General features: G+C 53.3%; 23 protein-coding genes. 18 read left to right on the top strand and 5 right to left on the bottom strand.

Features of this window, described 5'->3' with window-relative positions; genetic code table 11:
* Position 1 precedes the first annotated feature (1 nt).
* The 17 genes from ACFE8Q_RS25195 (at position 2) to ACFE8Q_RS25115 (ending at position 19,139) form a co-directional block, all read left to right on the top strand.
* A complete protein-coding gene (locus ACFE8Q_RS25195; RefSeq protein ID WP_375448217.1) occupies positions 2–832 on the top strand; it encodes an ABC transporter permease in 831 nt (276 codons plus the stop codon).
* An 11-nt stretch (positions 833–843) separates the two neighbouring features.
* The gene (locus ACFE8Q_RS25190; RefSeq protein WP_375448216.1) at positions 844–2,103 is read left to right on the top strand and encodes an ABC transporter ATP-binding protein; all 1,260 of its coding nucleotides are present in this window, start codon (positions 844–846) and stop codon (positions 2,101–2,103) included.
* Positions 2,104–2,185: 82 nt separating this feature from the next.
* Complete coding sequence (locus tag ACFE8Q_RS25185; RefSeq protein ID WP_375448215.1) at positions 2,186–3,277, top strand: DegT/DnrJ/EryC1/StrS family aminotransferase; 1,092 nt, start codon at positions 2,186–2,188, stop codon at positions 3,275–3,277.
* 1 nt (position 3,278) lies between these two features.
* On the top strand, positions 3,279–5,396 hold the full coding sequence (locus ACFE8Q_RS25180) for a protein O-mannosyl-transferase family (RefSeq protein ID WP_375448214.1): 2,118 nt from the start codon (positions 3,279–3,281) through the stop codon (positions 5,394–5,396).
* A gap of 93 nt (positions 5,397–5,489) precedes the next feature.
* The gene (locus ACFE8Q_RS25175) at positions 5,490–6,218 is read left to right on the top strand and encodes a WbqC family protein (RefSeq protein ID WP_375448213.1); all 729 of its coding nucleotides are present in this window, start codon (positions 5,490–5,492) and stop codon (positions 6,216–6,218) included.
* Positions 6,211–6,864 carry an acetyltransferase gene (locus ACFE8Q_RS25170; protein ID WP_375448212.1) on the top strand — a complete coding sequence of 218 codons (654 nt, stop codon included), beginning with the start codon at positions 6,211–6,213 and terminating at the stop codon, positions 6,862–6,864. Before ACFE8Q_RS25175 ends, ACFE8Q_RS25170 begins: the two co-directional genes overlap by 8 nt.
* 12 nt (positions 6,865–6,876) lie before the next feature.
* Positions 6,877–8,097, top strand: coding sequence for a glycosyltransferase family 4 protein (locus ACFE8Q_RS25165; RefSeq protein WP_375448211.1), 1,221 nt, complete (start codon positions 6,877–6,879; stop codon positions 8,095–8,097).
* Positions 8,098–8,099: 2 nt separating this feature from the next.
* Positions 8,100–9,092 carry a glycosyl transferase gene (locus ACFE8Q_RS25160; protein WP_375448210.1) on the top strand — a complete coding sequence of 331 codons (993 nt, stop codon included), beginning with the start codon at positions 8,100–8,102 and terminating at the stop codon, positions 9,090–9,092.
* 81 nt (positions 9,093–9,173) lie between these two features.
* Entirely contained in the window at positions 9,174–9,986 is an 813-nt protein-coding gene (locus ACFE8Q_RS25155; protein ID WP_375448209.1) for a DUF5672 family protein, read from the top strand.
* The gene (locus ACFE8Q_RS25150) at positions 9,970–11,001 is read left to right on the top strand and encodes a glycosyltransferase family 2 protein (RefSeq protein WP_375448208.1); all 1,032 of its coding nucleotides are present in this window, start codon (positions 9,970–9,972) and stop codon (positions 10,999–11,001) included. Before ACFE8Q_RS25155 ends, ACFE8Q_RS25150 begins: the two co-directional genes overlap by 17 nt.
* The gene (locus ACFE8Q_RS25145) at positions 11,001–12,002 is read left to right on the top strand and encodes a hypothetical protein (protein ID WP_375448207.1); all 1,002 of its coding nucleotides are present in this window, start codon (positions 11,001–11,003) and stop codon (positions 12,000–12,002) included. The genes ACFE8Q_RS25150 and ACFE8Q_RS25145 overlap by 1 nt, the downstream gene beginning before the upstream one ends.
* 148 nt (positions 12,003–12,150) lie before the next feature.
* Positions 12,151–13,251: a glycosyltransferase family 4 protein gene (locus tag ACFE8Q_RS25140; RefSeq protein WP_375448206.1), complete on the top strand. Its 1,101-nt coding sequence runs from the start codon at positions 12,151–12,153 to the stop codon at positions 13,249–13,251.
* Positions 13,252–13,287: 36 nt separating this feature from the next.
* On the top strand, positions 13,288–14,211 hold the full coding sequence (locus ACFE8Q_RS25135; protein ID WP_375448205.1) for a glycosyltransferase family 2 protein: 924 nt from the start codon (positions 13,288–13,290) through the stop codon (positions 14,209–14,211).
* Positions 14,204–15,571, top strand: a complete 1,368-nt coding sequence (locus tag ACFE8Q_RS25130) for a hypothetical protein (protein WP_375448204.1) — start codon at positions 14,204–14,206, stop codon at positions 15,569–15,571. Before ACFE8Q_RS25135 ends, ACFE8Q_RS25130 begins: the two co-directional genes overlap by 8 nt.
* Positions 15,572–15,577: 6 nt before the next feature.
* Positions 15,578–16,735 carry a glycosyltransferase family 4 protein gene (locus tag ACFE8Q_RS25125; RefSeq protein ID WP_375448203.1) on the top strand — a complete coding sequence of 386 codons (1,158 nt, stop codon included), beginning with the start codon at positions 15,578–15,580 and terminating at the stop codon, positions 16,733–16,735.
* A gap of 31 nt (positions 16,736–16,766) precedes the next feature.
* On the top strand, positions 16,767–17,945 hold the full coding sequence (locus ACFE8Q_RS25120; RefSeq protein ID WP_375448202.1) for a glycosyltransferase: 1,179 nt from the start codon (positions 16,767–16,769) through the stop codon (positions 17,943–17,945).
* 63 nt (positions 17,946–18,008) lie between these two features.
* A complete protein-coding gene (locus ACFE8Q_RS25115) occupies positions 18,009–19,139 on the top strand; it encodes an acyltransferase family protein (RefSeq protein ID WP_375448201.1) in 1,131 nt (376 codons plus the stop codon).
* Positions 19,140–19,148: 9 nt separating this feature from the next.
* On the opposite strand, the gene ACFE8Q_RS25110 is transcribed toward ACFE8Q_RS25115, so the two are convergent.
* The 4 genes from ACFE8Q_RS25110 to ACFE8Q_RS25095 all read right to left on the bottom strand — a co-directional run bounded on the left by ACFE8Q_RS25110 (position 19,149) and on the right by ACFE8Q_RS25095 (position 23,280).
* Positions 19,149–19,622 carry a DUF2628 domain-containing protein gene (locus ACFE8Q_RS25110; RefSeq protein WP_375448200.1) on the bottom strand — a complete coding sequence of 158 codons (474 nt, stop codon included), beginning with the start codon at positions 19,620–19,622 and terminating at the stop codon, positions 19,149–19,151.
* A 64-nt stretch (positions 19,623–19,686) separates the two neighbouring features.
* On the bottom strand, positions 19,687–20,667 hold the full coding sequence (gene argC / locus ACFE8Q_RS25105) for an N-acetyl-gamma-glutamyl-phosphate reductase (RefSeq protein WP_375448199.1): 981 nt from the start codon (positions 20,665–20,667) through the stop codon (positions 19,687–19,689).
* Positions 20,664–21,923 (bottom strand): glycosyltransferase family 4 protein, encoded by a 1,260-nt coding sequence (locus tag ACFE8Q_RS25100; protein ID WP_375448198.1) that lies wholly within the window; start codon positions 21,921–21,923, stop codon positions 20,664–20,666. The genes argC and ACFE8Q_RS25100 overlap by 4 nt, the downstream gene beginning before the upstream one ends.
* A gap of 142 nt (positions 21,924–22,065) precedes the next feature.
* Positions 22,066–23,280 carry an argininosuccinate synthase gene (locus ACFE8Q_RS25095; protein ID WP_375448197.1) on the bottom strand — a complete coding sequence of 405 codons (1,215 nt, stop codon included), beginning with the start codon at positions 23,278–23,280 and terminating at the stop codon, positions 22,066–22,068.
* Between the two features lie 110 nt (positions 23,281–23,390).
* Between ACFE8Q_RS25095 and ACFE8Q_RS25090 the strand changes: the two genes are divergently transcribed.
* Entirely contained in the window at positions 23,391–23,531 is a 141-nt protein-coding gene (locus ACFE8Q_RS25090) for a hypothetical protein (RefSeq protein ID WP_375448196.1), read from the top strand.
* Between the two features lie 19 nt (positions 23,532–23,550).
* Here the strand turns inward: ACFE8Q_RS25090 and ACFE8Q_RS25085 are convergent, their stop codons facing one another.
* Positions 23,551–24,258 carry a GNAT family N-acetyltransferase gene (locus ACFE8Q_RS25085; protein WP_375448195.1) on the bottom strand — a complete coding sequence of 236 codons (708 nt, stop codon included), beginning with the start codon at positions 24,256–24,258 and terminating at the stop codon, positions 23,551–23,553.
* Between the last annotated feature and the right edge of the window lie 165 nt (positions 24,259–24,423).

Here is a 24,423-nt window from a genome sequence, read left to right as displayed (position 1 = left end):
CATGAGAACCCACGAAGTAATTATTCAGGCAGGACGACCAGAGCGGTATTACTGGCGTGACCTGTGGCTAAGCCGGGAGTTATTATACATTCTCTCTGTTCGCGACATTTCTGTTCGTTATAAGCAAACGGCGTTAGGCGCTTCGTGGAGCCTGATTCGTCCGTTGGCTACTATGTTGGTACAGACGTTTGTCTTTAGTATCCTCATTAAAGTGCCGGTTGATCCGGGTGTCCCCTACCCGCTCATGATTCTATCGGGCATCACGATCTGGACTCTCTTTTCTAACGCCTTTACGCAGGTCAGCTCCAGCATCACGGCCAATGCCAACCTCGTGACGAAGGTCTATTTTCCCCGGTTGCTGATGCCCATCAGTGCCATCGCCGTGAGCCTGATTGACTTTCTGATCACACTGGTGCTGTTTATTGGCATCACGATCTGGTACCAGTTCACGCCTGATTGGCACATCATCTATGTACCGGTGTTCATGGCGTTAGCTTTAATCGCGGCCCTGGCCTTTGGCCTGTTTTTTGCCGCCCTGAACGTACGGTTTCGCGATGTGGGGCAACTCATTCCGTTTCTGGTGCAGATGGGTTTTTACGTCTGCCCTATTGCCTATAGCAGTTCGCTCGTGGCTGGTCAATGGTATGAGAAGTACTACATCATGAATCCACTGGTGGGTATTATCGATGGGTTCCGCTGGTCGCTGTTGGGTGGCAAAACACATCTCAATCCGCAGAGTTTAGTATATTCGGTAGCCATTACCTTCGTCTGCCTAATTTTGTCGATCATTTTTTTTCGTAAACGGGAAAACACGTTTGTCGACGACATTTAACTGTCCGCGTCATGTCCGTCATCACGGTAGAAAACATAAGTAAACATTACATCATCGACCACAAACGGGGCAAAGGAACGAATAGCCTGCGCGATGCCATTACCGGTACGGTAAAGGGCTGGTTTGGCTCTCACGAAACTGCCGATGACCTGACGCATGAAGAATTCTGGGCATTACGCGATGTAAACTTCTCCGTTGAACAGGGCGACCGGGTTGGTATCGTTGGCCATAACGGCGCGGGTAAGTCAACGCTGCTGAAAATCCTGAGCAAAATCGTTGAACCCACCAACGGCTCGGTTCGGATCAAAGGACGCGTAGCCAGTTTATTGGAGGTGGGAACCGGCTTCCACCCGGAGTTGACCGGTCGTGAAAATATCTATCTGAACGGTTCACTGCTCGGAATGCGGCGCGACGAAATCCGTAAGGCGTTCGACGAGATCGTCGCCTTTGCCGGTGTCGAGCGGTTTCTGGATACACCCGTCAAACGGTATTCGTCGGGCATGTACGTTCGGCTGGGCTTTGCCATCTCGGCCCACCTGAATCCGGAAATCATGATCGTGGATGAAGTGCTGGCCGTGGGTGACGCTGATTTCCAGAAGAAGAGTCTCGGCAAAATGCGCGACAATTCGGCCAGCGGGCGTACTATTCTGTTCGTCAGTCACAACCTGACAGCCGTACAGGCGCTGTGTAACAAAACGTTGTACTTCGAAAAAGGCCAACTGATCGAGCAGGGAGAGACCAATCAGGTAGTTGCCTCGTACCTGAGCAAAGTATCGCGAACCCGCCTGCGGCTGGCCTGGGAGACCCCCGAAGAAGCACCCGGTAACGACCTGGTGCGGGTGCGCCGCATCGAGTTGATTCCTGAATACCCCGCTGGCGCTACGCATATCGACGTACGAACACCCATGCGGATTCAGTTTGAGTTCTGGAACATGATGGACCGGGCCAACCTGAATTTAAGCCTGCACCTGTATTCGCTGACTGGTGAATGTATTTTCAACGTCGGCAGCGACTCAACCGCCTACGGAAAAGGCCTTATTCAGGGCGAATGCGTCATTCCCGGCTATTTCCTGAACGACGGCACCTACACGATCTCCATCATGATTGTGAAAGATACCGTTACCCCGCTGTACAACATGGAAGAGGGTATCACCTTCGATGTGGAAGACTTCCGGGAAGGAGTCGCCTGGTATGGTAAATGGCCTGGGTACGTTCGTCCGCAATTTCCGTTTCGGGTGCAGGCACTGGAACCGATCATTGACATACGGTAGGCATTTTACCCGGATTGCACTGTATTTTTGACGGCGTTACGGGCCACACTGTTTATAGTTCACTCGTAGCCGCCCACTGCTCATGATCAATGTCACTAAATCGTACTTACCCGATCTCGCTGAATATACCCGCCTTTTAGAAGGCGTTTGGGAACGGGTTCATTTAACTAATAATGGCCCGCTGGTCCGTCAATTAGAGGCTGATATGCAGGCCTATCTGGGCACCCGGCATCTGCAATATTGTACCAATGGCACCATCGTACTTCAATTGGCCCTGAAAGCCCTGAACATCACGAAGGAGGTTATCACCACGCCATTCTCTTATTGCGCCACCACCAATGTATTGCTCTGGGAAGGCTGTACGCCCGTCTTTGCCGACATCAGAGCCGATGATTTCTGCATCGACGCCGACTTGATCGAGCCGCTGATCACCAAAAATACGGAAGCGATCCTGGCTACCCATGTGTACGGGAATGCCTGCCGGGTTGAACAGATCGAAGCCATTGCCCGGAAACATAACCTCAAAGTTATCTACGACGGTGCCCACGCATTCGGGGCCGAATACAAGGGAAAGGCGGTTCTTAATTACGGCGATGTGAGTACCTGTAGCTTCCATGCCACCAAGGTTTTCCATACCGTAGAAGGCGGTTGCCTGATTACGCCCGACGACGCACTGGCGGCAAAAATGCAGCATTACGGCACCTTCGGCCATCATGGTGATGAGTATTACAGCATGGGCATCAACGCTAAAGCCTCGGAGTTCCACGCGGCAATGGGTTTATGCGTACTCCCGAAAGTCGACGCGCTGATTGCCGCCCGAAAAGCCATTTCGGAGCAGTACAACCGCCTGCTTGACTTTACGCGAATCAGCCGCCCGGTGCTTTCGCCCGGCATGACCCGCTACAATTACGCCTATTATCCCGTAGTGCTGGCTTCTGAACAGGTGCTCTTGAACGTGGTGGAAGCACTAACTGCAGAAGGGATCGTTCCCCGCCGCTACTTCTACCCATCGCTAAACACGCTGCCGTTCGTGAAAAATGCGCAGCCCTGCCCTGTCTCAGAAGATATTGCCGTTCGGGTGTTGAGTCTCCCCCTCTACCCAAGCCTGGCCGCCGAGGATGTAGACCGAATTTGTCAGGTTGTTAATGAGGCCATCTTGGCCGAGGCGGTGTAAAATGATTGTCTTTCTACTGCTTTTCGTTGCGTACGTCGGCTGGCTGTCGGCCCGCATTACGCGTCCCTCACTGATCGAGTGGCTGCTGGGTTCTTTTCTTATTTACGCCAGTAGCGTCATCCTCACGGGCTTCGTGCTATCGGCTCTGTACCAGACAAACCATGAGTGGGTATGGGCTTTTTCTGTGTTTATTACCGCTTCGGCGATCGGGTTCAGTTTACGAGCCTTGGCACATCAGCCCATTCCCTACGAGCCGTTGAGCCTGATCCGATCACGCTGGCAGGTAACCAGCTCCTGGTTTGGTTCGCTGCCAACGTACCTGAAAGTGGTGTTTTCGGTCCTGTTCCTGACCCTCTTTGTATTGAGCATTACCAATCTGGCTATCGTTCTGTTCACTGTACCCAATGAGTGGGACAGTATGACCGGTCACCTGAACCGCGTTGTGCAATACATGCAACGGGGCACCATGCGGCACTTCGGCGGTACTAACTGGAATATCGACACATACCCAAAAAGCGTCTGCACGCTCCAGATCTACGGGTATCTGATGACGGGCCGCTTCGAGAACGGATTCAAAATCATTCATTACCTCTCTTACTGGACCACGATCGTGGCCGTGTTCGGCATCGTGCAGCGGATTGGTGCCCTCAACAAACAGGCAAGATCGACCGCCACGCTCTCGGCCAGTTTTCTGGCGGCGCTGGCCATGAGCCTGCTCCCCGACTTTCTGATGCAGGAAGTCACGACAGAAACCGACATTGTGCTTACCGCCTACCTGAGCGTACTACTCTACATGCTGTTTGCCTACCGCGCCTCGGACAATGAGGCCGATGGCGCAAGTAGCAAGCAGCGCGACAATCGCTACCTCTACCTGGCTGGCATCGCCTTTGGCGTAGCCTACGGGCACAAAGTCACCTTTACGCTCCTGTTGCCGTCGGTGTTTGTCATCATGATCTACACCGTTTTCTGGTCCGGGCCGCGTTCGGCAACTTCTATTGCCGTCACCGCCGCTCGAACCGGCCGACTGGCAGCCGCTATTGCGGTGGGCGTTTGTCTGTGGATGCTACCAACGGGTTATCTGAAAAATATTCAGGTATTTGGCCACCCAATTGGTCCGCCAACGGCCCTGCGCCACCAGTCAGTTGAACGGGCCGGATCGTTACGAAATCTGGCCGAACAGGGATCACGAAACGTTGTCCGGTACGTATACGACCACGTCAACCTCGACGGCCTGCGGAACACCGCGACCGGTGAATCCATCAACCGGGAGATGCGCAAACCGGCCATCTGGCTTGAAGACAGGCTGCACATGCGCCTCGACGAAGAGACCGACTTCTCCATCATTCCGTTTACGTTCCAGCGGAAGTTCGTTTTCTACAATGCCAACCCCTACTGGGGCATCATCGGCTTTGGGCTGATCATTCCCCTGCTGGTGCTGACCTTGCTGTTTGTGATTCGCTCCACTCCGCATCGCTACCTGGGCGTAGCCATCGTTCTGCACGTACTTGCACTCTCCTATTCGGCTCCCTACGATCCGTTTAAAGGCCGGTATTTTACGGAAACGGGTATGCTTGGTAGCCTCTTTCTAGGCCTTCTCTTTCTAAACCCGCGTTTGAATCTGACGCTTCCCGGTAAACCAGTATTGAAAGCGTACGTGGCTTTTGTATTGACAATTGGTTGCTTATCCGCTCTTGGCTGCGTATTTCTGAACATCCGGGCGCTCCCCTTCGCCTGGACAACACCCGATGGCGTCCGGTTTCCGTCCGTTTTCGAGGCCGATCGTATTCGGGTTATGACCGTTGGACGGCCCGATACGTACCTGCCTTACAAACGATTCGATGAGTTGGTCCCCGACTCGGCAACGGTAGCCCTCGGCACCATCAACGACGATTATGAATACCCACTCTACGGGGCACATCTGAGTCGGCGGCTGCTGCCAATCAACCCATTTGAAAAGGGCGTGCAACCCATTCCCAAAGAAGCAACGTACCTGTTCTTCTCGAAAAATGTTATTCCTCCCCGCCCCGGTGATATTCGCCTGGGCACCGACACCGCCGCCGCACATTCGCCCTATGTAGTAGTGCCCGGAGAGGATTATTACCTTCGTAAGCTTAAGTGAACAGAATATCGGATGTCGGGTTTGGCTTACGCGCGCGCGGTCTACTTATGCGTAAGCCAAATCCGATATCCGACATCCGATATACCACATTCCATGACCCTCGCCATTATGCAGCCGTATGTGCTGCCCTACATCGGGTATATACAGTTGATGAATACGGTGGATACGTTCGTATTTTACGACGACGTCGCGTTCATTAACCGGGGGTGGGTAAACCGGAACCGGCTGTTAGTCAACGGGAAAGATTACCTGTTTACCATTCCGTTGAAAGAAGCGAGTCAGAACAAAATGATTCGTGAGATCGAGCTGGCCAATGACCCAAAGTGGCGGGGGAAGCTCCTGAAAACCATTGAACAGAGCTACCGCAAAGCACCTGAATACGCCACGGTGATGCCAATCACCGAACGAATCGTCAACTTCCAGGCAGGTACGCGGTCCGATGTATCGGTTGCCGATTATATCTTTCATAGCTTCACCGAACTCACCGCCCACCTCGGCATCACCACCCGTTTAGTAGCTTCTTCGACCGTTTACGAAAACGGACATCTGAAAGCACAAGAGCGAATTGTCGATATTTGCCGACAGGAAGGGGCCGAGCGTTACATCAATCCGATTGGCGGCACTGACCTGTATAACCAGTCGGCTTTTAACCCGATCGGCTGCGAACTACGGTTCATTCAACCCCATCGCGTAACGTACCCACAAACGGGTGGCACTGAATTTGTACCCTGGCTTTCAATCCTGGACATGCTAATGAACCTGAGTGCCGAAGACATCCGCCCGCTATTAACCCAATTCGACCTTATCCCATCTCATGGCTAATATCATCATTTTCGGAGTACTCGATACGGCTGAACTGGCCCATTTTTACCTCACCAATGACTCGGAACATACCGTTGTCGCGTTTACCGTTGATCGGGAGTACCTGAAAGACGAGTCGTTCAAGGGCTTGCCCGTCGTTCCTTTTGAGGAAGTCGAGACGCTGTTTCCCCCGGCAGACTATCAGTTTTTTGCCCCAATGACCGGGCGTAACATGAACCGTAACCGGGAAAAAGTGTATCTGGCAGCCAAGGCTAAAGGCTACGAATTCATTTCGTATATCAGCTCAAAGGCAACTACGTTTGGCAACCAGATCGGCGAAAACTGCTTCATTCTGGAAGACAACACCATTCAGCCGTTCACTACGATTGGCAATAATGTGGTGATGTGGAGCGGTAACCACATTGGCCATCATGGCCGAATCGACGACCACGTCTTTTTCACGTCGCACGTAGTCATGTCGGGGCACTGCCACATTCAGTCATACTGCTTTTTCGGCGTCAACAGCACCATTCGCGATTACCTGACGGTGGCCGAAGGAACGCTGCTGGGTATGGCCTCGGCACTCTACAAAAACTCCGACCCCTGGGGCGTCTACATCGGCAACCCACCCAAAAAGCTTCCCCAGCCCAGCTACGACACGTACTGATACAGCCCCCGAATGACAATCCTATTAATCGGTCAAGACGCAAACCGGGCGGGTGCTCAGTTGGTACTCCTTCAACTGATGCAGCAGTTAAAGGCTAAAAACATCACCCTGTTCCTGTTGTTGGGCGAAGGAGGCCCGCTACTGGCGGAGTATGAGCTATTGGCAACCGTTGTGCGTTGGCCAAAGCCCGAAACGTACGTAGCAGGCCCTACAGCCGACAAAGTGCTTGGTAAACTGGGACTTTGGCAGCAGCAAGCCGATCGAAAACAGCAGCGTCAGCGCGAAACCCTATTCGCCGACCTGCACCTGGACTCGATCGACCTGGTCCTGGTCAATACAGTAACGAGCGGGCAGTATTTCCGGCAGTTAACGATCCGCGACAACGTACCTGTACTGGTCTTTGTGCACGAACTGGCCATGTCGGTGCAGATGTATACCAAACCCGGCGACCTCCGCTACCTGCTTCAGCGGGCTACGCGGATTCTGGCGGTTTCGCAGGCTACGGCCCGCTACTACGAAACGGCCTGGCACGTTTCGCCCGACCAGATCACGCTGTTCACCCTCATCGACTTACCCGCCATTCAGCGATCGTTAGACGCCGCCAGCACACGCACCGGATCGCTACCTGGTTTGGATGACCTGCCCGCCAACGCTATTGTGGTAGGCGGCTGTGGAAACGCCGAGTGGCGAAAAGGTACCGATCTCTTTGTGTCGCTGGCCTGTGTGCTGGCCAGCCTCCCGCCCTTGCCCGAACAGCCGCCCGTTTATTTTGTCTGGGTTGGGTTACCGCCCGGCCCGCTACACAATGACCTGACCCTCGACGTTGCCAAAGCAGGGCTTGCAGACCGCGTGCGCTTCATCGCCCCCACACCAGACGTGCTGCGCTACATGGCCCGCTTCGACCTGTTCCTGCTTTGCTCCCGCGAAGATCCGTATCCACTTGTGGTGCTGGAAGCGGGCCTGTCGGGCGTGCCGGTCGTCTGCTTCGACGGTGCCGGAGGAGCCGCCGAACTCATTGAAACAGACGGTGGCGTGGTGACTCCGTATCTGGATTTACTGGCAACGGCGCAGGCGATTCAGCAACTGACCGGCAATGCCGAACGGCGGCGGCATCTTGGCCAAACGCTCCGGCAGAAAATCCAGCAACGTCATAGTCTGCAACAGAGCACCAGTCAACTGCTCACCCTCATTGCCACCCTGACCAATCAGCCCGAACCAGCTAAACAACATTGACCATGACGCTGGCATTTACCATCTGTTCTGTAAACTACCTCGCCCAGGCCCGTACCCTTGGCGATTCGTTGCAGCAAACCAACCCCGACTGGCAGTTTGTCATCGGTCTGGTCGATGACCTGAAAACAGCAAACCTACCCGCTCATCTGCTGCCTGCCTACTCAATGCTGGAGGTCACCACGCTGGGCATTCCCGACTTCGCCGGCATGTGTGCCCGCTACGACATTACCGAACTAAACACAGCGGTGAAACCCTTTTTCATCGATTACTTTTTCCAAAGCAGCCCCCGGCCCGACTCGGTCATCTACTTTGATCCCGACATCATCGTTTTTCAGCCACTTACCCGACTGACCGCTGCGCTGGAAACAAACAGTCTGGTGGTAACACCACACACGATTGCGCCAACCCCCGACTGGGAAATGCCCAACGAACAGCACCATCTGAACACCGGCATTTTCAACCTCGGATTTATTGGACTTCGTAATGATCCTACCGCTCAACAGTTTGTAGACTGGTGGCAAAAACGCCTCACATATGAATGCCGGATCGACCTGTGCGAAGGGCTTTTCGTGGATCAGCACTGGGTCAATTTTGCGCCCATTTATCATGATAACGTTCTGATCGAGAAGCACAAAGGCTACAACGTGGCCTACTGGAATATCCACGAACGGCTACTGGCCGAGCAGGATGGCAACTGGGTAGTAAAAGACCCCGAAGGTGGCGATACAGTACCCCTTCAGTTTTTCCACTACAGCGGTTATGGGGTGCAGAAACCCGGCGATATCTCGAAATACCAGACCCGCTACACCTTCAACCAGCGCCCCGATCTGGTACCGCTTTTCCAGTTATACCATAATCGGCTGCTTCAGAACGGGAACGACGCCTACCGGGCCTATCCCTGCGTATATATCAAACCGGCAACGGTCCTGTATTACACCAGCATTCGTCGGTTACTGAACGTACCTGTCCAAAAGCTCGCCGAATGGGTTAGTTGAGCAAGCCGTATATTTGTCGGAATGTTGTGGGTTGGCTTTACCCCCCACCCGCAACATTCCGATAAAAATCAGTCCCAATTCATGCGTGTTTGTATTGTCATTCCGGTTTATAAAGCAACGCTGACCGCCAACGAAACCGTAGCGCTGACGCAATGCATGCGGGTACTGGGACATTATCCAGTCATTTTCGTCAAACCGGATTCTCTCGACCTGACCCCAATTCTGCAAACGCTGCCGACATCTGTTCAGACCCAATCGTTCGGCGACGACTATTTCCGGTCTGTGCTGAGTTACAATCGGCTTATGCTATTGCCCGCTTTTTACGAAGCTTTTGCCCGGTTCGACTACATTCTCATTCACCAGTTAGATGCCTTCGTTTTTCGCGACGAACTGGCCAGTTGGTGCCAACGCGGCTACGATTACGTGGGAGCCCCCTGGCTCCGCGACTGCGACTTTGCCAGCCCCTGGGACGAATACTGGTTCAATGCCAAAAAGCAACTGTCCCTCTGGCTCAACCTGCGGAAAGATGATGGCATTACGCCGCGCGAAATCACTACACTCAACGGCGTGGGCAACGGCGGCCTGTCGCTGCGGCACGTTGCCCATTCACTGAACGCCTTACGACGTATGCAATCGCGACTGGCGACGTATCAGGCTGTAACTACTTATCAGTTCAACGAAGATGTGTTTTGGGGAGTGGAAGTGAACCGATACTGGCCCCACCTGAACGTACCTGACTTCCGAACAGCCATGCATTTTTCGGTTGAATTTTATCCCGAACGAGCTATTTCAGTCTATAACCACGGGAAGCTCCCCTTCGGCTGTCATGCCTGGGACATTCACGGTACCGATTATTGGCGCCCTATCTTTGCGCAGTATGGATATACCATCTGACCAGCGACCCACCCTCTCCATCGCCCTTTGTACCTACAACGGGGCAACGTACCTGCGCGAACAGTGGACCAGTATTCTGGCCCAGGAATGGCTCCCCGACGAGGTTATCATTAGCGATGATGGCTCAACCGACGGTACACCGGCGTTGCTTCGGGAACTGGCCGAAACCGCACCATTTCGGGTTACAATTCTGACAAACGACTCGCCGCTGGGCTATAACGGCAACTTCGGAAAAGCCATTGCTGCCTGCACCAGCGAACTGATTTTCCTCTGCGACCAGGACGATGCCTGGTTGCCCCACAAAACCCGCACGCTGGCAACGTACCTGCTGGCGCACCCCAATCAGGATGTTGTATTTGGAAACGCCATTGTTGCCGACTCAACCCTCACGCCCACCAAGGAGCATTTTTGGGACGTGGTGCGCTTTGGTGCCGCCGACCAGCACGAGTGGCTGGCGGGTGGGGCCATGCACGTGTTGCTCAACGGAAACCGCGTAATGGGCTGCGCAATGGCTTTTCGCCAGTCGTTTCGGGCGCGGGCGTTACCGATTCCGGCCAACGTACCTGGCGGTTATGCCTACGATGGCTGGCTGGCGCTGGTTGCCGCCGCAACCAATCAAATCGGTTTCGTGGCTGAACTACTTCAACTTTACCGGACCCACCCGACACAGCAAATAGGCGTACGCCCGCCCGAATCGGCAACGCCCGTTCGCTTTCTTGATCGCTTTAACCGCGATCGAACGCTGAAACTGGCCCCCTTCCGTAGCCAGCAGGCCTGCTGGCAAACGCTGCTCTCGATGCTCACCCAGCGGGTGGGTAGCCAGGCGGCCGGATTGGCACAATTGCAACACCGGCTGAACCACATCACGATGCGGGCTACGTTGGCCAACAGCCGGGTAGCCCGTCTTTTGCCCGTGACCCGGCATTTACTGGCCGGGTACTATCATCGATATGCCGATGCCGATGCGAATCGGCTTGCCCCTTACGTAGCCGCCGCCGGCGATCTTCTCGAATAATGTTACTGACCGTCTGTACTATCGCCCAACTGCCTCAGGCCCTGACGCTTGGTGCCAGCTTCATTCAACATAACCCCGACCGCCAGTTTATCATCGGCCTGGCCGACGATGTAAATCAGCTACCTGCTACCTGGACATCTCCGCACCCAATACTGACCCTGGCCGATGCGGGTTTGTCGGCTGCTGACGTGGCTAACTTGTCGACCCGGTATACGCCTACGGAATTCAGGGCGGCTTGTAAACCGGCTTTTATCCGGGCCGCCTACAAACAGGCCGGGCCGGAAGGCTTGCTCTACGCCGACCCATCGGCCTTTATTTACCACCCGCTCAACGAGTTATTTTCGCTGCTGGCCCAGCATAGTATAGTACTGAATCCGCACTGGTTGCAAGCCCCTGGCGATGACCGGCTGCCCGACGAAAAACACCTGCAAAACGTGGGGCTTTATAGCAGCGGACTCATCGGCTTCGGCCCCAAACCCGCCGCGGCGAAGATGTTGGCCTGGTGGCAAAGCCGAACAGCCGACCGCGCCCACATCAATTTCTGCGAAGGCCAGTGCCTCGATCAACTGTGGCTCATGCACGTACCTGCCTTGTTTGAGCAAGTAGGCATTTTGAAACAGATTGGCCTGCAAGTCGCCCTCTGGAACCTCCCCGAACGCCATCTGGCCCTTGTGCAGGGCAACTGGCAGGTAATCGATAAGGCAACGCCTGTCCCCTTGGTCACCGCTGATTTTCTGGGGTTGACCAACCCGCATGAAGGGCTGTTTCAACGCCAGAATCGGCTCCAGCTAACCAAACGCCCCGACGCTGGCACCTTGGTGAGTCTATACCAGACGGCCCTGTCACGCCACCTGTCGCCTGAGCTTGTCAGCGTTCCCGCAGCGTATGGCAAACAGCCAGAGCCAGTCATGTTGACCGGATGGCGGTATTCGGCCCTACAGAAATTACAGCGCCTGAGCACCTGGATCGGAAGCGTACCCGTGCGGCCTATCCATCGGTAACACGGACTCTAATCGGGGATGGTATTGCAACGTGTGTTGGCCATACATACGTTCAGGGCGGCTGAATAGATAGTCTAGGAAAAACTGACTGTTTTTGGGTAATTTGCGCCTGATTTCACAGAAAAATACAAACACGCGTTAGTAACAGATGAAAGTACTGTATGACCATCAGGCCTTCACGGGCATGACCTACGGGGGAGTTACCCGGTACTTTTACGAACTGATGCAGGCCTACGCTGACCGTGACGACATCGATTTTGAGCTGTCTCTTCAGTTTTCGAATAACGAATACCTTGACAAAGCCGCTTTCAGCAGGCACCGTCGCTACGGATTGTCCCACTGGCGTAACGTAGCCCGGCTTGCCTCGGTGGTTAATCGGCTCTATAGCAACCAACGGGTACGTACCGGCGATTATTCGGTGTTTCACCCCACCTACTACCACAATTATTTCCTGCGGAATCTGGGCAACAAGCCATTAGTCGTCACCTTTCACGACGCCACCAGTGAACGCTACGGTAAACAGTATCCCGATGTAGGGGAGCACCTCTCGGCCGCCAAGAAAATTCAGCTTGCCCGAGCCGACAAGATCATTGCCGTATCGGAATTTTCCAAACAGGAGATTTTACGATTCTTTCCCGTCGACGAACACAAAATAGAGGTCATTCACCTCGGCACCGCATTTAGTCGGCAACGCGCCTACGTACCTGCCGTACCGGGTGCCCATCCGTACCTCCTGTATGTGGGAAAACGGGGATTGTACAAGAATTTCGACGGCTTCTTTCGGGCTATCCAGCCGGTTCTTCGTCAGCACCCTGATCTCCATCTGATCTGTGCAGGTGGTGGATCGTTCACTACGGCCGAGAAAGAGGCGTTCCAGGCATCTGGCTTTGAACGGCGAGTTCATTATCGCTCCATCACTGATCTATCGCTTTATGAGCTGTACCATCAGGCCGAAGCCTTCGTGTTTCCATCGCTCAACGAAGGCTTTGGCATTCCTGTGCTGGAAGCCTTCAGTGCAGGGTGCCCCGTCATTTTAAGCAACCGTAGTTCGCTACCTGAAGTCGGGGCCGATGCCGCTGTTTATTTCGACCCGGAAGAGGCAGACTCTATTGCTTCTACCATAGAAAAAGTACTGACCGACAACGCATTAAAGCAAGAAATGCGCCACAAAGGCACTCAGCGGCTCAGTCATTTCTCGTGGGAAAAAACCGCCGCGAAAACCCAGAATCTATACCGGCAATTAAGCTGAATCTACTCACCGTTCTACACCGACTTACCGTACCCTGTGCCTATTCCATCGCTACGCGAGAGACACCGCCAATCACTTCGTGAATTCGTGACAGCCACCCCGCAGCCGTCCGGCTCATCCGGGCTGTTGGGTTCCCAGGCAGGATTGCCGAAGCTGACGATTGTTACGCCTTCATACAATCAGGCAGAGTACCTCGAACGAACCATTCTGAGCGTGTTGAACCAGCAGTATCCCAACCTGGAGTTCTTCGTCATTGATGGTGGCTCAACAGATGGTACACGGGCTATTCTGGAAAAGTACAGCAACTACCTGACCGCCTGGGTCATGGAGAAAGACAACGGCCAGACCGACGCTATTAATAAAGGATTTCGGCGCGCTACCGGCGATTATGTAGCCTACCAGAATTCGGATGATGTGTTTGCCCCCGACGCGCTCTGGCACGTAGCCGAAGCCTGGAAAAAATCGCCCGATACCGATGTTTTCTTCGGCGACATGTACATCATCGACGAGCAGGACGTTATTCTGGAAGAGCTGCGTGTGCCTTCGTTTAGCGCGGGCTGCCAGGTGCACGAAGGCATGCAGGTATTCAATCAATCGTTGTTCATCCGTCGGTCGCTACTGGCCGAAACCGGCTGGCTCGATGAAACGCTTCGCTTCGTGATGGATTACGAGATCGTGACCCGGCTGGGTGTCCGGCCCGACGTTCGCTTCAGGCACGTACCTGGCTTTTGGGGAGGCTTCCGTATTCAGCCCGAGGCAAAGTCGTCGCAGATTGCGGCAACAGTGGGGCTGGCCGAGCACAAACAGGTGAGTGAACGCTATCAGCCGCAGTTAACAAGCCGGTTGAGCGGAAACCTATGGCGACGCTACAGCCGCCTGCGTAAATTGCTTTGGTTTCTAGCTCGCGGTCAGTTTCGTTATATCTATCACCGACTAACTCTACCTCAACACAATGAGTAAGTTTCTGCACAAATGGGCCCTGATTCGTATGTGCGTGGGCATTTTCGTCGTTCTGGATGGCTATCCACTGGGCTTTTTTCTGAAAGAAACCGTTGGCATTCCCATCGAATCGTCCATTTTCACGGCAGGTTTTATATCGATTGGTCTGTTGATGATGTTGCCGACCACGGCCCTCCGAAAGCTCTATTCCCCCAACGTACCTGTATTCAATGCGCTACTCGCCTTTGTTTTGATGTGCGTTTTATATTCATTCATGTTCAATGCCACTGCGATGGCAGACCGGAGCCGTGATCTGGTCTATTACTTATTTGTCATCCTCTTTCTGCTGCTGCTCGTTAACGTACCCAATGAAATAACGACGCAGATTGTCGTCGTCGGTGTTTTTTTTACGCTGGTATCCAACCTTGCGCTGGTCTACTCGCTCCTCACCGACCCCGACTGGACGTTGGGTCAGCGGGCGGCTATTCAGTTTGGCCCGCCGGGCGAAAAAATGGGTAACCCACACGTATTTGCCCGTAACGCCCAGATAGGCCTGCTCTGTTGCCTGATGTGGGGAAATCGCCCGAATCAGTCGTTTTTCCTTCGCTTCATGGGTATCTCGCTGGTTATCTTCAACATCATTATCCTGATGTTGACCTTCAGTAAATCAGCCATTTTATCAACCCTAGTGGCGGTGTTTATTTTTGCGGCAGCAAACTTCAGGCATACCTCCCCCCAGAAAATCCTAAAGTCGCTCACCAGCCCTATCTCTCTGATTGTCATCTCGATGCCTTTTCTCGGGTTTATCGCGTTGATCATTGTGCGGCCCGAAATCTGGGACATTATTACCCTGTATGGCGATATGATTTTTGGCCGTTTCAGCCAGAACATTCTGGCCCTGCTGGGAGCCGAAACCGATAAGGGCGATCTGGCCGAATTTGACGGTTCTTCGGTAAACCGGGTTCTAAGCTGGACCTACGTGACCTACGCGGTCATTGGTGACCCGCTGGGGTTAATAATGGGCTACGGGTATAAATATTTCTTCATGGATATACCCCTGCTTGAAACACTTATCAACCAGGGCATCTTCGGCTTTTTGCTCTACGCATATATCTTTTATCAATTGGGTAAAGTATCGCTGTCTATCGCCTATAAAAGTGGCAAGACCGAGATTGAAATTCTGTGTGCCTACCTGTTTTTCCTGTTTCTGGTCAGCTATTTTACCAGTGGTAGACCCTACGAAATGGCGACGCTGCATCCGCTCTGTCTGTTTGCCCGTTTCCTTGGCGTTTACTATGCCCCCGACCTGACGCCTGGGTACGTCGATACGGCGCTGCCAATCGATCAGGAGGAACTGCCGCCAACCCTACAACCCGCGTAAGTCCTTATGCGGTTACTGGTTATTCATAACACCCTCTGGGCGCATTATAAGTCGCTTCTATTCAGAAAATTAGCTGAACAGATGTCGACCTCCGATGCCATGCTGGTCATTCAGATCGCCTTGACCGAAGGCCATCGCGAAGGGCTTGGCGTGCCTGATGCCTCAGCGGTTGGGTATCCATTTACGCTGCTGCATGATGGACCCTTGGAAGCGGTGCCGCTGCCCAGCCGGATTCGTGGTTTACTCAAGCACGGTCTGGCGTTCAAACCCGACGTGGTCCTGTTAACGGGCTACTACGATCCGGCTCAGTTGCTGCTCGGTCTGATCCTGAAAGCGAAAGGATGCCGGGTGGTACTGCAAAGCGAGTCGACCAGTCTGGATAGTGCACGAACAGGCTGGCGCGAGCAGATCAAACGGGCCTTTGTGAAACTATGCGACGGTTATTTCTGCTTTGGCACCCGTGCTGCCGACTACCTAGTGCAGCTTGGGGCAACCCCTTCACGTATACTGGTTCGGAATAACGCTGTAGTCGACAATACGTTGCTGCGCGAAACGTACAAGGCGGCTTTACCCAATCGGGAACAGGAACAGAAGGCCCATCAAATAGCCCCAATGAACCTGATCTACGTTGGGCGGTTGATTGCTATAAAGAACCTGACGGCCCTGATCAGCGCGTTTAACGATGCCTGCCAGGCTAATCCAACGGCCAATTGGGGACTAATTTTACTGGGCGAAGGCGAGCAAAAAGCCACCCTCCAGCAACAGGTCGATGCGTTGGGAATAACTGGAAAAGTCCGCTTTCTACCCGGCTGCAACTGGCAGGAAGTACCCCGTTTTTTAGCCCTCGCCGATACGTTGGTCCTGCCCAGCCAGTCGGAGCCCTGGGGCCTGGTCGTCAACGAGGCGATGGCTTGTGGACTACCTGTGCTTGTATCTGACCGCTGTGGCTGCGTCGACGATTTGGTGCAGGATGGGCTGAACGGCTACCAATTCGACCCAAACCAGCCCGGTGAGCTAGCCGACCGGATTGGCAGCCTGCTGCGTTTGCCCGCCACTGATTTGGCCAGAATGGGTGCCGAATCGATCCGAATCGTGGATACATTCAACCCGGATACCGTGGGGAAAGCCATGTACGATGCCCTGGTTCAACGCTCGAAACATTAACCTTAACAGCTTACCCCCGACTACTATTGTCATGCGAATTCTGAATATCTGTGCGTATACCTGGGCCATTGGCGGGCCTGCCCGGATCATCTACGATCATGCGGGTGTTGCCATTCAGCGGGGCCATCAGGTCGATATTCTTAGCCCTATGTCGCCTGGCGATGACCTCTATCCGGCACCGGAAGGCGTTCGGGTAATTCCGGTGTTGCGCACTCCGCCAATCAGCCGTGTGTTCCGGGAATATTCGGCTCCACTGTACCAATACCTTAAAGCCCATATTCACGAATACGACATTGTGCATTGCCACGGTATCTGGCATTTTGGAAGTCTCGCTCCTTTTCTGCTCGATAGGTCGGTAAAGAAAGTGATAACCATTCACGGCCTGCTCGATAAATGGGCCGTTCGGCATAGTTACTGGAAAAAGAAACTGCTGACGATTGTGCTGCAAAAACGCCTGCTCAACCGCGCCGACCTGATTCAGATCAACAACACCGATGAGCAAGGCGATTTAATGCGGTATCTGGGCCATCAGCATCCAAACGTGGTTATTATTCCCAATGGAATTCCAATGGCCGATTTCGAGACGTTGCCCCCGCCAGGTACGTTCCGGCAGCAGCACGGTATTCCAGCCAGTCAGCCGTTGATTTTGTTCATGAGCCGCCTGAACATCAAAAAAGGCCTCGATCTCCTGCTTCCTGCTTTCAGGCAGTATGCAGCCCGTCACCCTGATGCGCTGTTGGTACTGGCCGGCCCCGACGATGGGTATCAGGCCACAACCGAAGCCTTTATCCGGGAAAATAACCTGGCAGATCGCGTTAAGCTGGTTGGCATGCTTATGGACGACGACAAAAAAGCCGCCCTCGCCGACGCCAACGTGTTTGTGCTTCCCTCTTATTCAGAAGGATTTTCAATGGCCGTTCTGGAAGCAATGGCCGCTGGCACGCCAACCATTGTCTCTGACCGGGTTGGTTTTGGCGAAGTGATTCGTGAAACCGGAGCAGCCTGCCTTACCGACCTCACGCCAGAAAGTGTGTTGGCCAGTCTCGAAAAAGTACTGCATGACAGCAGCTACCGGGAGCAGATACGCACAACAGGGCAGGCACTGGTACGGCAACGATATGATATTCAGGTTGTAGCAGATCAATTGCTCAATGCTTACCAATTGGTTCTAAACCGGCATCCGGCGAAGACGTCGGTTGCCACCTCATGAACCAAGCGTTCACTTCTGTCCGTTATCGTCTCGCTCCTTACAGATCGATTCAGTCAATAGTCTATGTCCTCAGTTAAACAGCCTGCCTCCCTATCCGAGCCCATTCTTGCAGCAGACATGCCTGCCCGGCAACAGTTGCAGACCATTCAGGCCGTGCGGGGTGTGGCAGCGCTGGTAGTAGTGGCTTTCCACCTGACCCAGTTTATTGATGGTACGTATGGTGAGGCATTATGGTTTGGCGTATTTGAGCGGGGATTCGCCGGTGTAGACTTCTTTTTCGTTATCAGTGGATTTGTGATTGTGTACACTAGTCAGGCGTATATCGGCCGGCCGGAAACGCTACGTACCTACCTTACCAAACGGGCTATCCGGGTATATCCGATTTATTGGCTCACCATCGCCATCATGACCCTGCTCATGGGCGTTAGCCTGTTGCTACGGCCCAACGGGGTCGGTAAAGTAATTACCAATCGCTGGCCAGGACTAGACACGATACTGCTCACCCCGCATCACCACGCCCTGAACATTGTAAGCTGGAGCCTTAGCCACGAACTATTCTTTTACCTGCTTTTCGCCTGTCTGATCATCTCGCGAAAATTGTGGGTAATTCCCGCGTTTTTCCTGGTTGGCTGTATCTACATGGCCCTGACCAGACAACTGTATGTCGACGGCCAGACCTCAATCTGGGCTTATTTCTGGTTCAACCCACTCAATGCTGAGTTTGCCCTGGGTGCGCTGGCAGGTTACGGCTTTCTACACCATACGATCGTGAAGTGGGAAGGCATCGGAGCCGCTGCATTGGGCCTAGTCTGGCTGTATAGTTTTGGCGATACGCCCAATGAGTTTTTTGGTGAGCGCCTGCTTCACTACGGCGTTGCGAGTATGCTTATTTTGATAGCCGTTCTGGCGTATGAACACCTGCGCCGCCCCAGGTTACCGCAGTGGATCGTTCGTACCGGCGACGCATCGTACCTCATCTACCTCATTCATACACCCTTGCTGTTACTCTTCACCAGGCTTTTAACGCGCGTTTTTCCTACCTATTCAGCCGTTGGTGTACCGCTAGCCTGTTTCGCGCTGATCATCGTGGTAACGTACCTGAGCATCCTCACCCATCGCCTGATCGAGAAACCCCTCATGCGCTACCTGTCTGCCAGGCTTATACCCCGGAAGAAAGCTGTGGCGATAAACTGAGAAGCGCCGCTACATGGTCAGGTAGAAAAGAGTGGCGGTTAAACAGACAAACAGCAGCAGCAGCACGAACGGCCCAACCCAGGAAACGCCCCCCTGTTGTCGCAATTGGACAATCACATCCTGGTCCGGGATGGTGTATGAGCGCGTATGGCCAGTCAGTTTATCCACGCGCTTTCGGGCAAAATCAATGTACAGGCGGTTACCGATAAAGCCGATCACGCTGGCAATCAGCAGGTTTGAGATCAGTGAATAGGCAAACGTTTTGCTTAACTGCGGAATAAGCCTGTCTTCCAGCATACTCTCAGCCATAATCAGCGCAAACGTAATGGCCGCATGCCCGTACATTTTGCGGTAGGCCATCCAGAACATCCCGAAGAAGAAGGCCCCTTCGTTGAACCGGGTTTTACCTTCATCCAGATCATCGGCAACACTGGTGTAATAATCAGCCTGTGGACCGAAGAAAAACGGCAGGTACTTGTGCATACATGGTAACACGGACTTCAGTCCGTTTTTTGTTAAAAACGGACTGAAGTCCGTGTTACGTTTTCTAAAACGCAACCGGCTTCAGCCGAAGTCCTGTGTCTTCGGGTAAGCCGACGACAAGGTTCATGTTTTGAACCGCCTGACCCGACGCTCCCTTGGTGAGGTTGTCGATTACACTCGTAATCAGCAACTGCCCGTCGTGAACCTCCAGGCTTAGCAACGCTTTGTTGGTATTGACTACTTGCTTCAGGTCAACGGGCGTTTCACTAACGTGCGTAAACGGATGAGCAGCGTAATAATCGCGGTAGAGTTGAAGGGCGTCGGGCAACGTACCTGAGAAGGGCGTATACACATTCGCCATAATACCCCGCGTGAAATCACCCCGGTACGGAATGAAGTTGATGGCCTCGCCAAAATCCGGTTGCAGGTACGTTAAACTCTGCCTGATTTCGGCCAGGTGCTGATGCGTAAACGCCTTATAAACAGACAGGTTATTGTTGCGCCAGGTAAAACCAGTAGTCGGAACCAGTGCCTGACCGGCTCCCGTGCTTCCTGTTACGGCACTGATATGTACCGCATCGAGCAACCGCCCGGCGCTGGCCAGTGGCAACAGGGTCAGTTGAATGGCCGTGGCAAAACAGCCGGGATTGGCAATTCGATCGGCTTGTTGGATCCGTTCGCGCTGTAGTTCGGGCAGGCCATAAATGAACTCGTTTGTCTCGTCGCGGAAATCAGTACTGAGGTCAATGATTGTAACATGTTCAGCCACCTCATTATCAGCCAGGAATTTGGCCGATTGCCCATGTCCCGAGCACAGAAACAGGACGTCCAGTTCGTCCTGCTGAACCAGCGGCTGTGTTGCTCCGCCGCTAAACGTCAGATCAGTATCGCCCAGCAAATCGGTATGCGTACTCCAAACAGGCTTTCCTGCCTGACTCTGACTATGAACAAAGGCGATGGAAACGAACGGATGATTGATCAGAATGCGGAGAAGTTCCCCACCTGTATAGCCCGCACCACCGATGATGCCTACTTGAATTGTCATGAGGTTGATAAATTACGGTACAAGTCAATGTGTTGACGGGTAAATTTTTCCCAGGAAAACAATTTCGCCCGTCGAAGCGCATTCGCCCGGAGTTGCTGCTGTAACTCGTCTGAATTAATCACCTGGATGATAGCCTGACAAAGCGCGTCGGCATCGGTGGGCGATACCAGAATGGCCGCATCGCCCACCACTTCAGGCAGCGACGATACATTCGAGGTGATCACCGGTAGGCCACACTGCATGGCCTCAAGCGGCGGTAATCCAAACCCTTCATAAAGCGACGGAAAAAGAAAAGCCGTTGCTCCACTATAGAGGGCGGCCAGATCTTCGTCAGGTACGTATCCAGTGAATATAAGGCGGGAGATCAGTTGCTCGCTAGCTCTGATTTCGCTGAGCCACTCATCCATTTTCCAGCCTTTTGTACCCACCAGCACCAATTTCAATTCGATTGGGACTGCGTTTTCAGAGACCAGCCGGGCAAAGCACTGCACCAGATGCCGAATGTTCTTGCGTGGTTCAAGCGTGGCAATACTTAACAGATAAGGCTCTTCATGAAGTCCGTACCGCGCCTGCGTCATATGCATCCGTTCGGGGTCAGTTACGGGGTAAAACAACCGCCGCGAAGCAGCCAGATAGATCGGCATAACACGCGCTGGATCAAACCCGGTGTATTCGCAGAAGTCGTTTTTAGTCGCCTCTGAAATGGTGATCACATGGGCATCATTAGAGAGGGTACGAATAGCATGGTGCACCGCCTGCTCGCCCGAGAGGAACCATTCAGGGTGGTGAATCGGAATCATATCATTGACCGTCAGTACCTTTTGAATGCGACGATCACTCCCTACATTATTGGGAATAGCAAAAAAAGGAGAGTGATAGATCGTCCTGGCTGGATACCGATCGAGCACAATTTTCGACGAATCGAGACCGACGGCCCGCCGCCCTTTATACAGTATGTAACGGAGTGCTTTGGACATGTAACTGTGCGTATCCATGTTTCGCAGCAGGTTTTTCTCCCACTCGGCCAGCTTCAATTCGCCAGTTCGGTTGGCGAAGGGCAGGTTGTAGGCTGGCAGCACATCGTCGACCCAGCGGAGCGTTTCGCTCAGATGAGTGGGAGCCGCCAGTGACAGCGTCAGGTCGGGAGAGTCGGCTAAACCTCGCACCAAGTGTTCGGCAACCCGATTCACCCCCGTTCGCGCCTGGGGGTGAAAATGACCTATGCCTAACAAACTGGCATCAAAGACGATGTCCAAAGCAGTAATGAATGATGTGGTGGGAGGTTGTTATCACTGGGCTTTGTCGTCATTAAGTGGTCATTGCTAGTCACTAATCGCAAAAAACAAGAAATGACTATCAATGACCACTTAATAAGAGCAAAGCCCACTGATTACAAACTTAATTTCCGGCTTTCACCTTTTCGTAAATCATCACCTGATTCGAGGCCACTTTCGAGAAGCCCCGCACATCGTCGCCCGTCCAGGCATTGTTCATTTCACCGTATGAGCCAAACGTCGACGACATCAGATCATACGACGATTCGATGCCCAGCACCGTGAACCGATAGGGCGCGAGTTGAACATGCACCTGCCCGGATACGTGCCCCTGCGTGTCGGCCAGGAATGTTTCGATGTTACGCATCACAGGGTCCATAAACTGGCCTTCATGCAGCATGGTACCATAAAAATTCCCCAACTGCTCTTTCCAGGTTAGTTGGTGTTTGGTCAGTACGTGCTTTTCCAGGGTGTGGTGCGCTTTGATAATGATCAGCGGCGCGGGTGCTTCGAAACCAACCCGGCCTTTAATACCGATGATGGTATCACCCACGTGAATATCGCGCCCAATGCCATACGGTCCCGCCAGTTCGGTCAGCCGTTGAATGGCCCCTACCGGATTGGCAAACGTTTCGTTGCCGTACGCGTTGCTTTTAATACCCCTCAACTCACCATGAGCAAACGTAAGGGTAATGACCTCTTCGCCCGTTTTAGTAACAGGTGTGGGCCACGCTGATTCGGGCAGATAGCCGTTGGAGGTTAATGTCTCTTTACCACCAACCGACGTGCCCCACAATCCTTTATTGATTGAATACGCCGCTTTGTGCCACTCCTGATTAACGCCTTTGTTTTTCAGGTACTCAATTTCAGCCTCGCGCGACAGGCGCAAATCACGGATAGGCGTAATGATTTCAGCTTCAGGAATAATGATCCGGAAGGCCATATCGAAACGTACCTGATCATTACCCGCCCCGGTTGACCCGTGGGCAATAGCCGAGGCACCTATCTCACGGGCATATTCAGCAGCGGCAATGGCCTGAAAAATACGTTCGGCCGATACGCAGAGTGGATACGTATTGTTTTTCAGAACGTTACCGAATACCAGGAACTTCAGGCATTCCTGATAATAGTCGTCGGTTTTTGATACGACAGCATGCGATACAACGCCCAGCGAATAAGCCCGCGCCTCGATGGCCGCGAGTTCATCGGCCGAGAAACCGCCTGTATCGACCAGTACCGAGTACACATCCATGCCCCGATCTTCGGTAAGGTATTTTACACAGAAAGAGGTATCGAGACCTCCACTAAACGCCAATACAACTTTTTGTTTGTCAGCCATTTATCAAGAAAATTAACGCTCATCTCATCGGGTTCCGACCTGGCGATCCATAGCGACTCTGTCTGCTAGTACAGAAGCGGCCAATCAGAAATTAACTGATTTGTTGATGAGTGTGCAAATATCGGTGCTACGGGGCATACGACCCAACCCTCCGCGAAAAAGCAGGACGTACGGTAGCTACCTGTATGGGTAAAAGCAGCACAGGTACGTTACTGATAAGTGGCCAGACGTATCTGGTCAATCATCAGTAACGTACCTGTGTGGGTAGCGTTAGGCTGCTTCCAGTTCGCGCTCCACTTTCTTGGGAGCAGGGCGTGGGCGTTCCTGAAAACGAAGCAGCACACGCTCTTTCAGCCGCTGCCAGCGTTCGTATAATTTTGAGTCTTTGATGAAATCCCAGGGGGCTTTCTTCTCGTCTTTCTTCTCTTCGGGGTCGTAAAGCATACCTGTACACAGGCAATGCTTCCGCTCGGTGCGCGTCAGAATGTCGTAGTTAACGCAGGTTTGGCAGCCTTTCCAGAAGGCTTCATCACCGGGCAACTGGCTGAGCGTCACGGGCTGGTACCCCAGATCGCTGTTGATCTTCATCACAGCAAGACTAGTAGTGAGCCCAATGATTTTGGCATCCGGGTAACGCGTACGCGATAACTCAAACGCTTTGTGCTTAATGTGGGTAGCTACGCCGCTTTTGCGGTGGTCGGGGTGCACGATCAGGCCTGAGTTGGCCACGAATTTACCGTGGTCCCAGGTTTCGACATAGCAGAAGCCCACCCATTCGCCGCCCAGTGTTTGAGCAACAATGGCCTTTCCTTCCAGCATTTTCTGCATCAGGTAAAGCGGCGAGCGTTTGGCGATGCCGGTTCCCCGGGCCTTCGCGCTATTTTCCATCTCTTTACAGATGGTGTCAGCCAGATTGAGGTGAACCTCGCTGGCTACCTGAATGATGTACTGGTCGTTGATTACTTCTTGCGTGATCATCGTCATTTATTGAACGCCCGACCTCAACGGTCGGCGGCGGCCTCAAACGGAGACGTTTTTATCCGGATGGATGTGAAAAGTTGAGATAAAGAGAGGGGGTGCGAAAGTGGCCTGCTACGTAGGCAGGACATCGTTATAGGGTCCTCGCGGACCTGAACCGATAGG

The organism is uncultured Fibrella sp. (assembly GCF_964250085.1).
Taxonomy (GTDB): domain Bacteria; phylum Bacteroidota; class Bacteroidia; order Cytophagales; family Spirosomataceae; genus Fibrella.
The sequence above is the reverse complement of the archived record's forward strand: the minus strand, read 5'-3'. Positions and strand labels throughout refer to the sequence as shown.

Coding starts and splice junctions, on each gene's coding strand:
- ACFE8Q_RS25160 (WP_375448210.1), top strand. CDS start 8,100: ATGACGCTGGCATTTACCATCTGTTCTGTAAACTACCTCGCCCAGGCC.
- ACFE8Q_RS25190 (WP_375448216.1), top strand. CDS start 844: ATGTCCGTCATCACGGTAGAAAACATAAGTAAACATTACATCATCGAC.
- ACFE8Q_RS25180 (WP_375448214.1), top strand. CDS start 3,279: ATGATTGTCTTTCTACTGCTTTTCGTTGCGTACGTCGGCTGGCTGTCG.
- ACFE8Q_RS25130 (WP_375448204.1), top strand. CDS start 14,204: ATGAGTAAGTTTCTGCACAAATGGGCCCTGATTCGTATGTGCGTGGGC.
- ACFE8Q_RS25140 (WP_375448206.1), top strand. CDS start 12,151: ATGAAAGTACTGTATGACCATCAGGCCTTCACGGGCATGACCTACGGG.
- ACFE8Q_RS25115 (WP_375448201.1), top strand. CDS start 18,009: ATGTCCTCAGTTAAACAGCCTGCCTCCCTATCCGAGCCCATTCTTGCA.
- ACFE8Q_RS25170 (WP_375448212.1), top strand. CDS start 6,211: ATGGCTAATATCATCATTTTCGGAGTACTCGATACGGCTGAACTGGCC.
- ACFE8Q_RS25120 (WP_375448202.1), top strand. CDS start 16,767: ATGCGAATTCTGAATATCTGTGCGTATACCTGGGCCATTGGCGGGCCT.
- ACFE8Q_RS25185 (WP_375448215.1), top strand. CDS start 2,186: ATGATCAATGTCACTAAATCGTACTTACCCGATCTCGCTGAATATACC.
- ACFE8Q_RS25095 (WP_375448197.1), bottom strand. CDS start 23,280: ATGGCTGACAAACAAAAAGTTGTATTGGCGTTTAGTGGAGGTCTCGAT.
- ACFE8Q_RS25125 (WP_375448203.1), top strand. CDS start 15,578: ATGCGGTTACTGGTTATTCATAACACCCTCTGGGCGCATTATAAGTCG.
- argC (WP_375448199.1), bottom strand. CDS start 20,667: ATGACAATTCAAGTAGGCATCATCGGTGGTGCGGGCTATACAGGTGGG.
- ACFE8Q_RS25195 (WP_375448217.1), top strand. CDS start 2: ATGAGAACCCACGAAGTAATTATTCAGGCAGGACGACCAGAGCGGTAT.
- ACFE8Q_RS25085 (WP_375448195.1), bottom strand. CDS start 24,258: ATGATCACGCAAGAAGTAATCAACGACCAGTACATCATTCAGGTAGCC.
- ACFE8Q_RS25155 (WP_375448209.1), top strand. CDS start 9,174: ATGCGTGTTTGTATTGTCATTCCGGTTTATAAAGCAACGCTGACCGCC.
- ACFE8Q_RS25145 (WP_375448207.1), top strand. CDS start 11,001: ATGTTACTGACCGTCTGTACTATCGCCCAACTGCCTCAGGCCCTGACG.
- ACFE8Q_RS25150 (WP_375448208.1), top strand. CDS start 9,970: ATGGATATACCATCTGACCAGCGACCCACCCTCTCCATCGCCCTTTGT.
- ACFE8Q_RS25165 (WP_375448211.1), top strand. CDS start 6,877: ATGACAATCCTATTAATCGGTCAAGACGCAAACCGGGCGGGTGCTCAG.
- ACFE8Q_RS25110 (WP_375448200.1), bottom strand. CDS start 19,622: ATGCACAAGTACCTGCCGTTTTTCTTCGGTCCACAGGCTGATTATTAC.
- ACFE8Q_RS25175 (WP_375448213.1), top strand. CDS start 5,490: ATGACCCTCGCCATTATGCAGCCGTATGTGCTGCCCTACATCGGGTAT.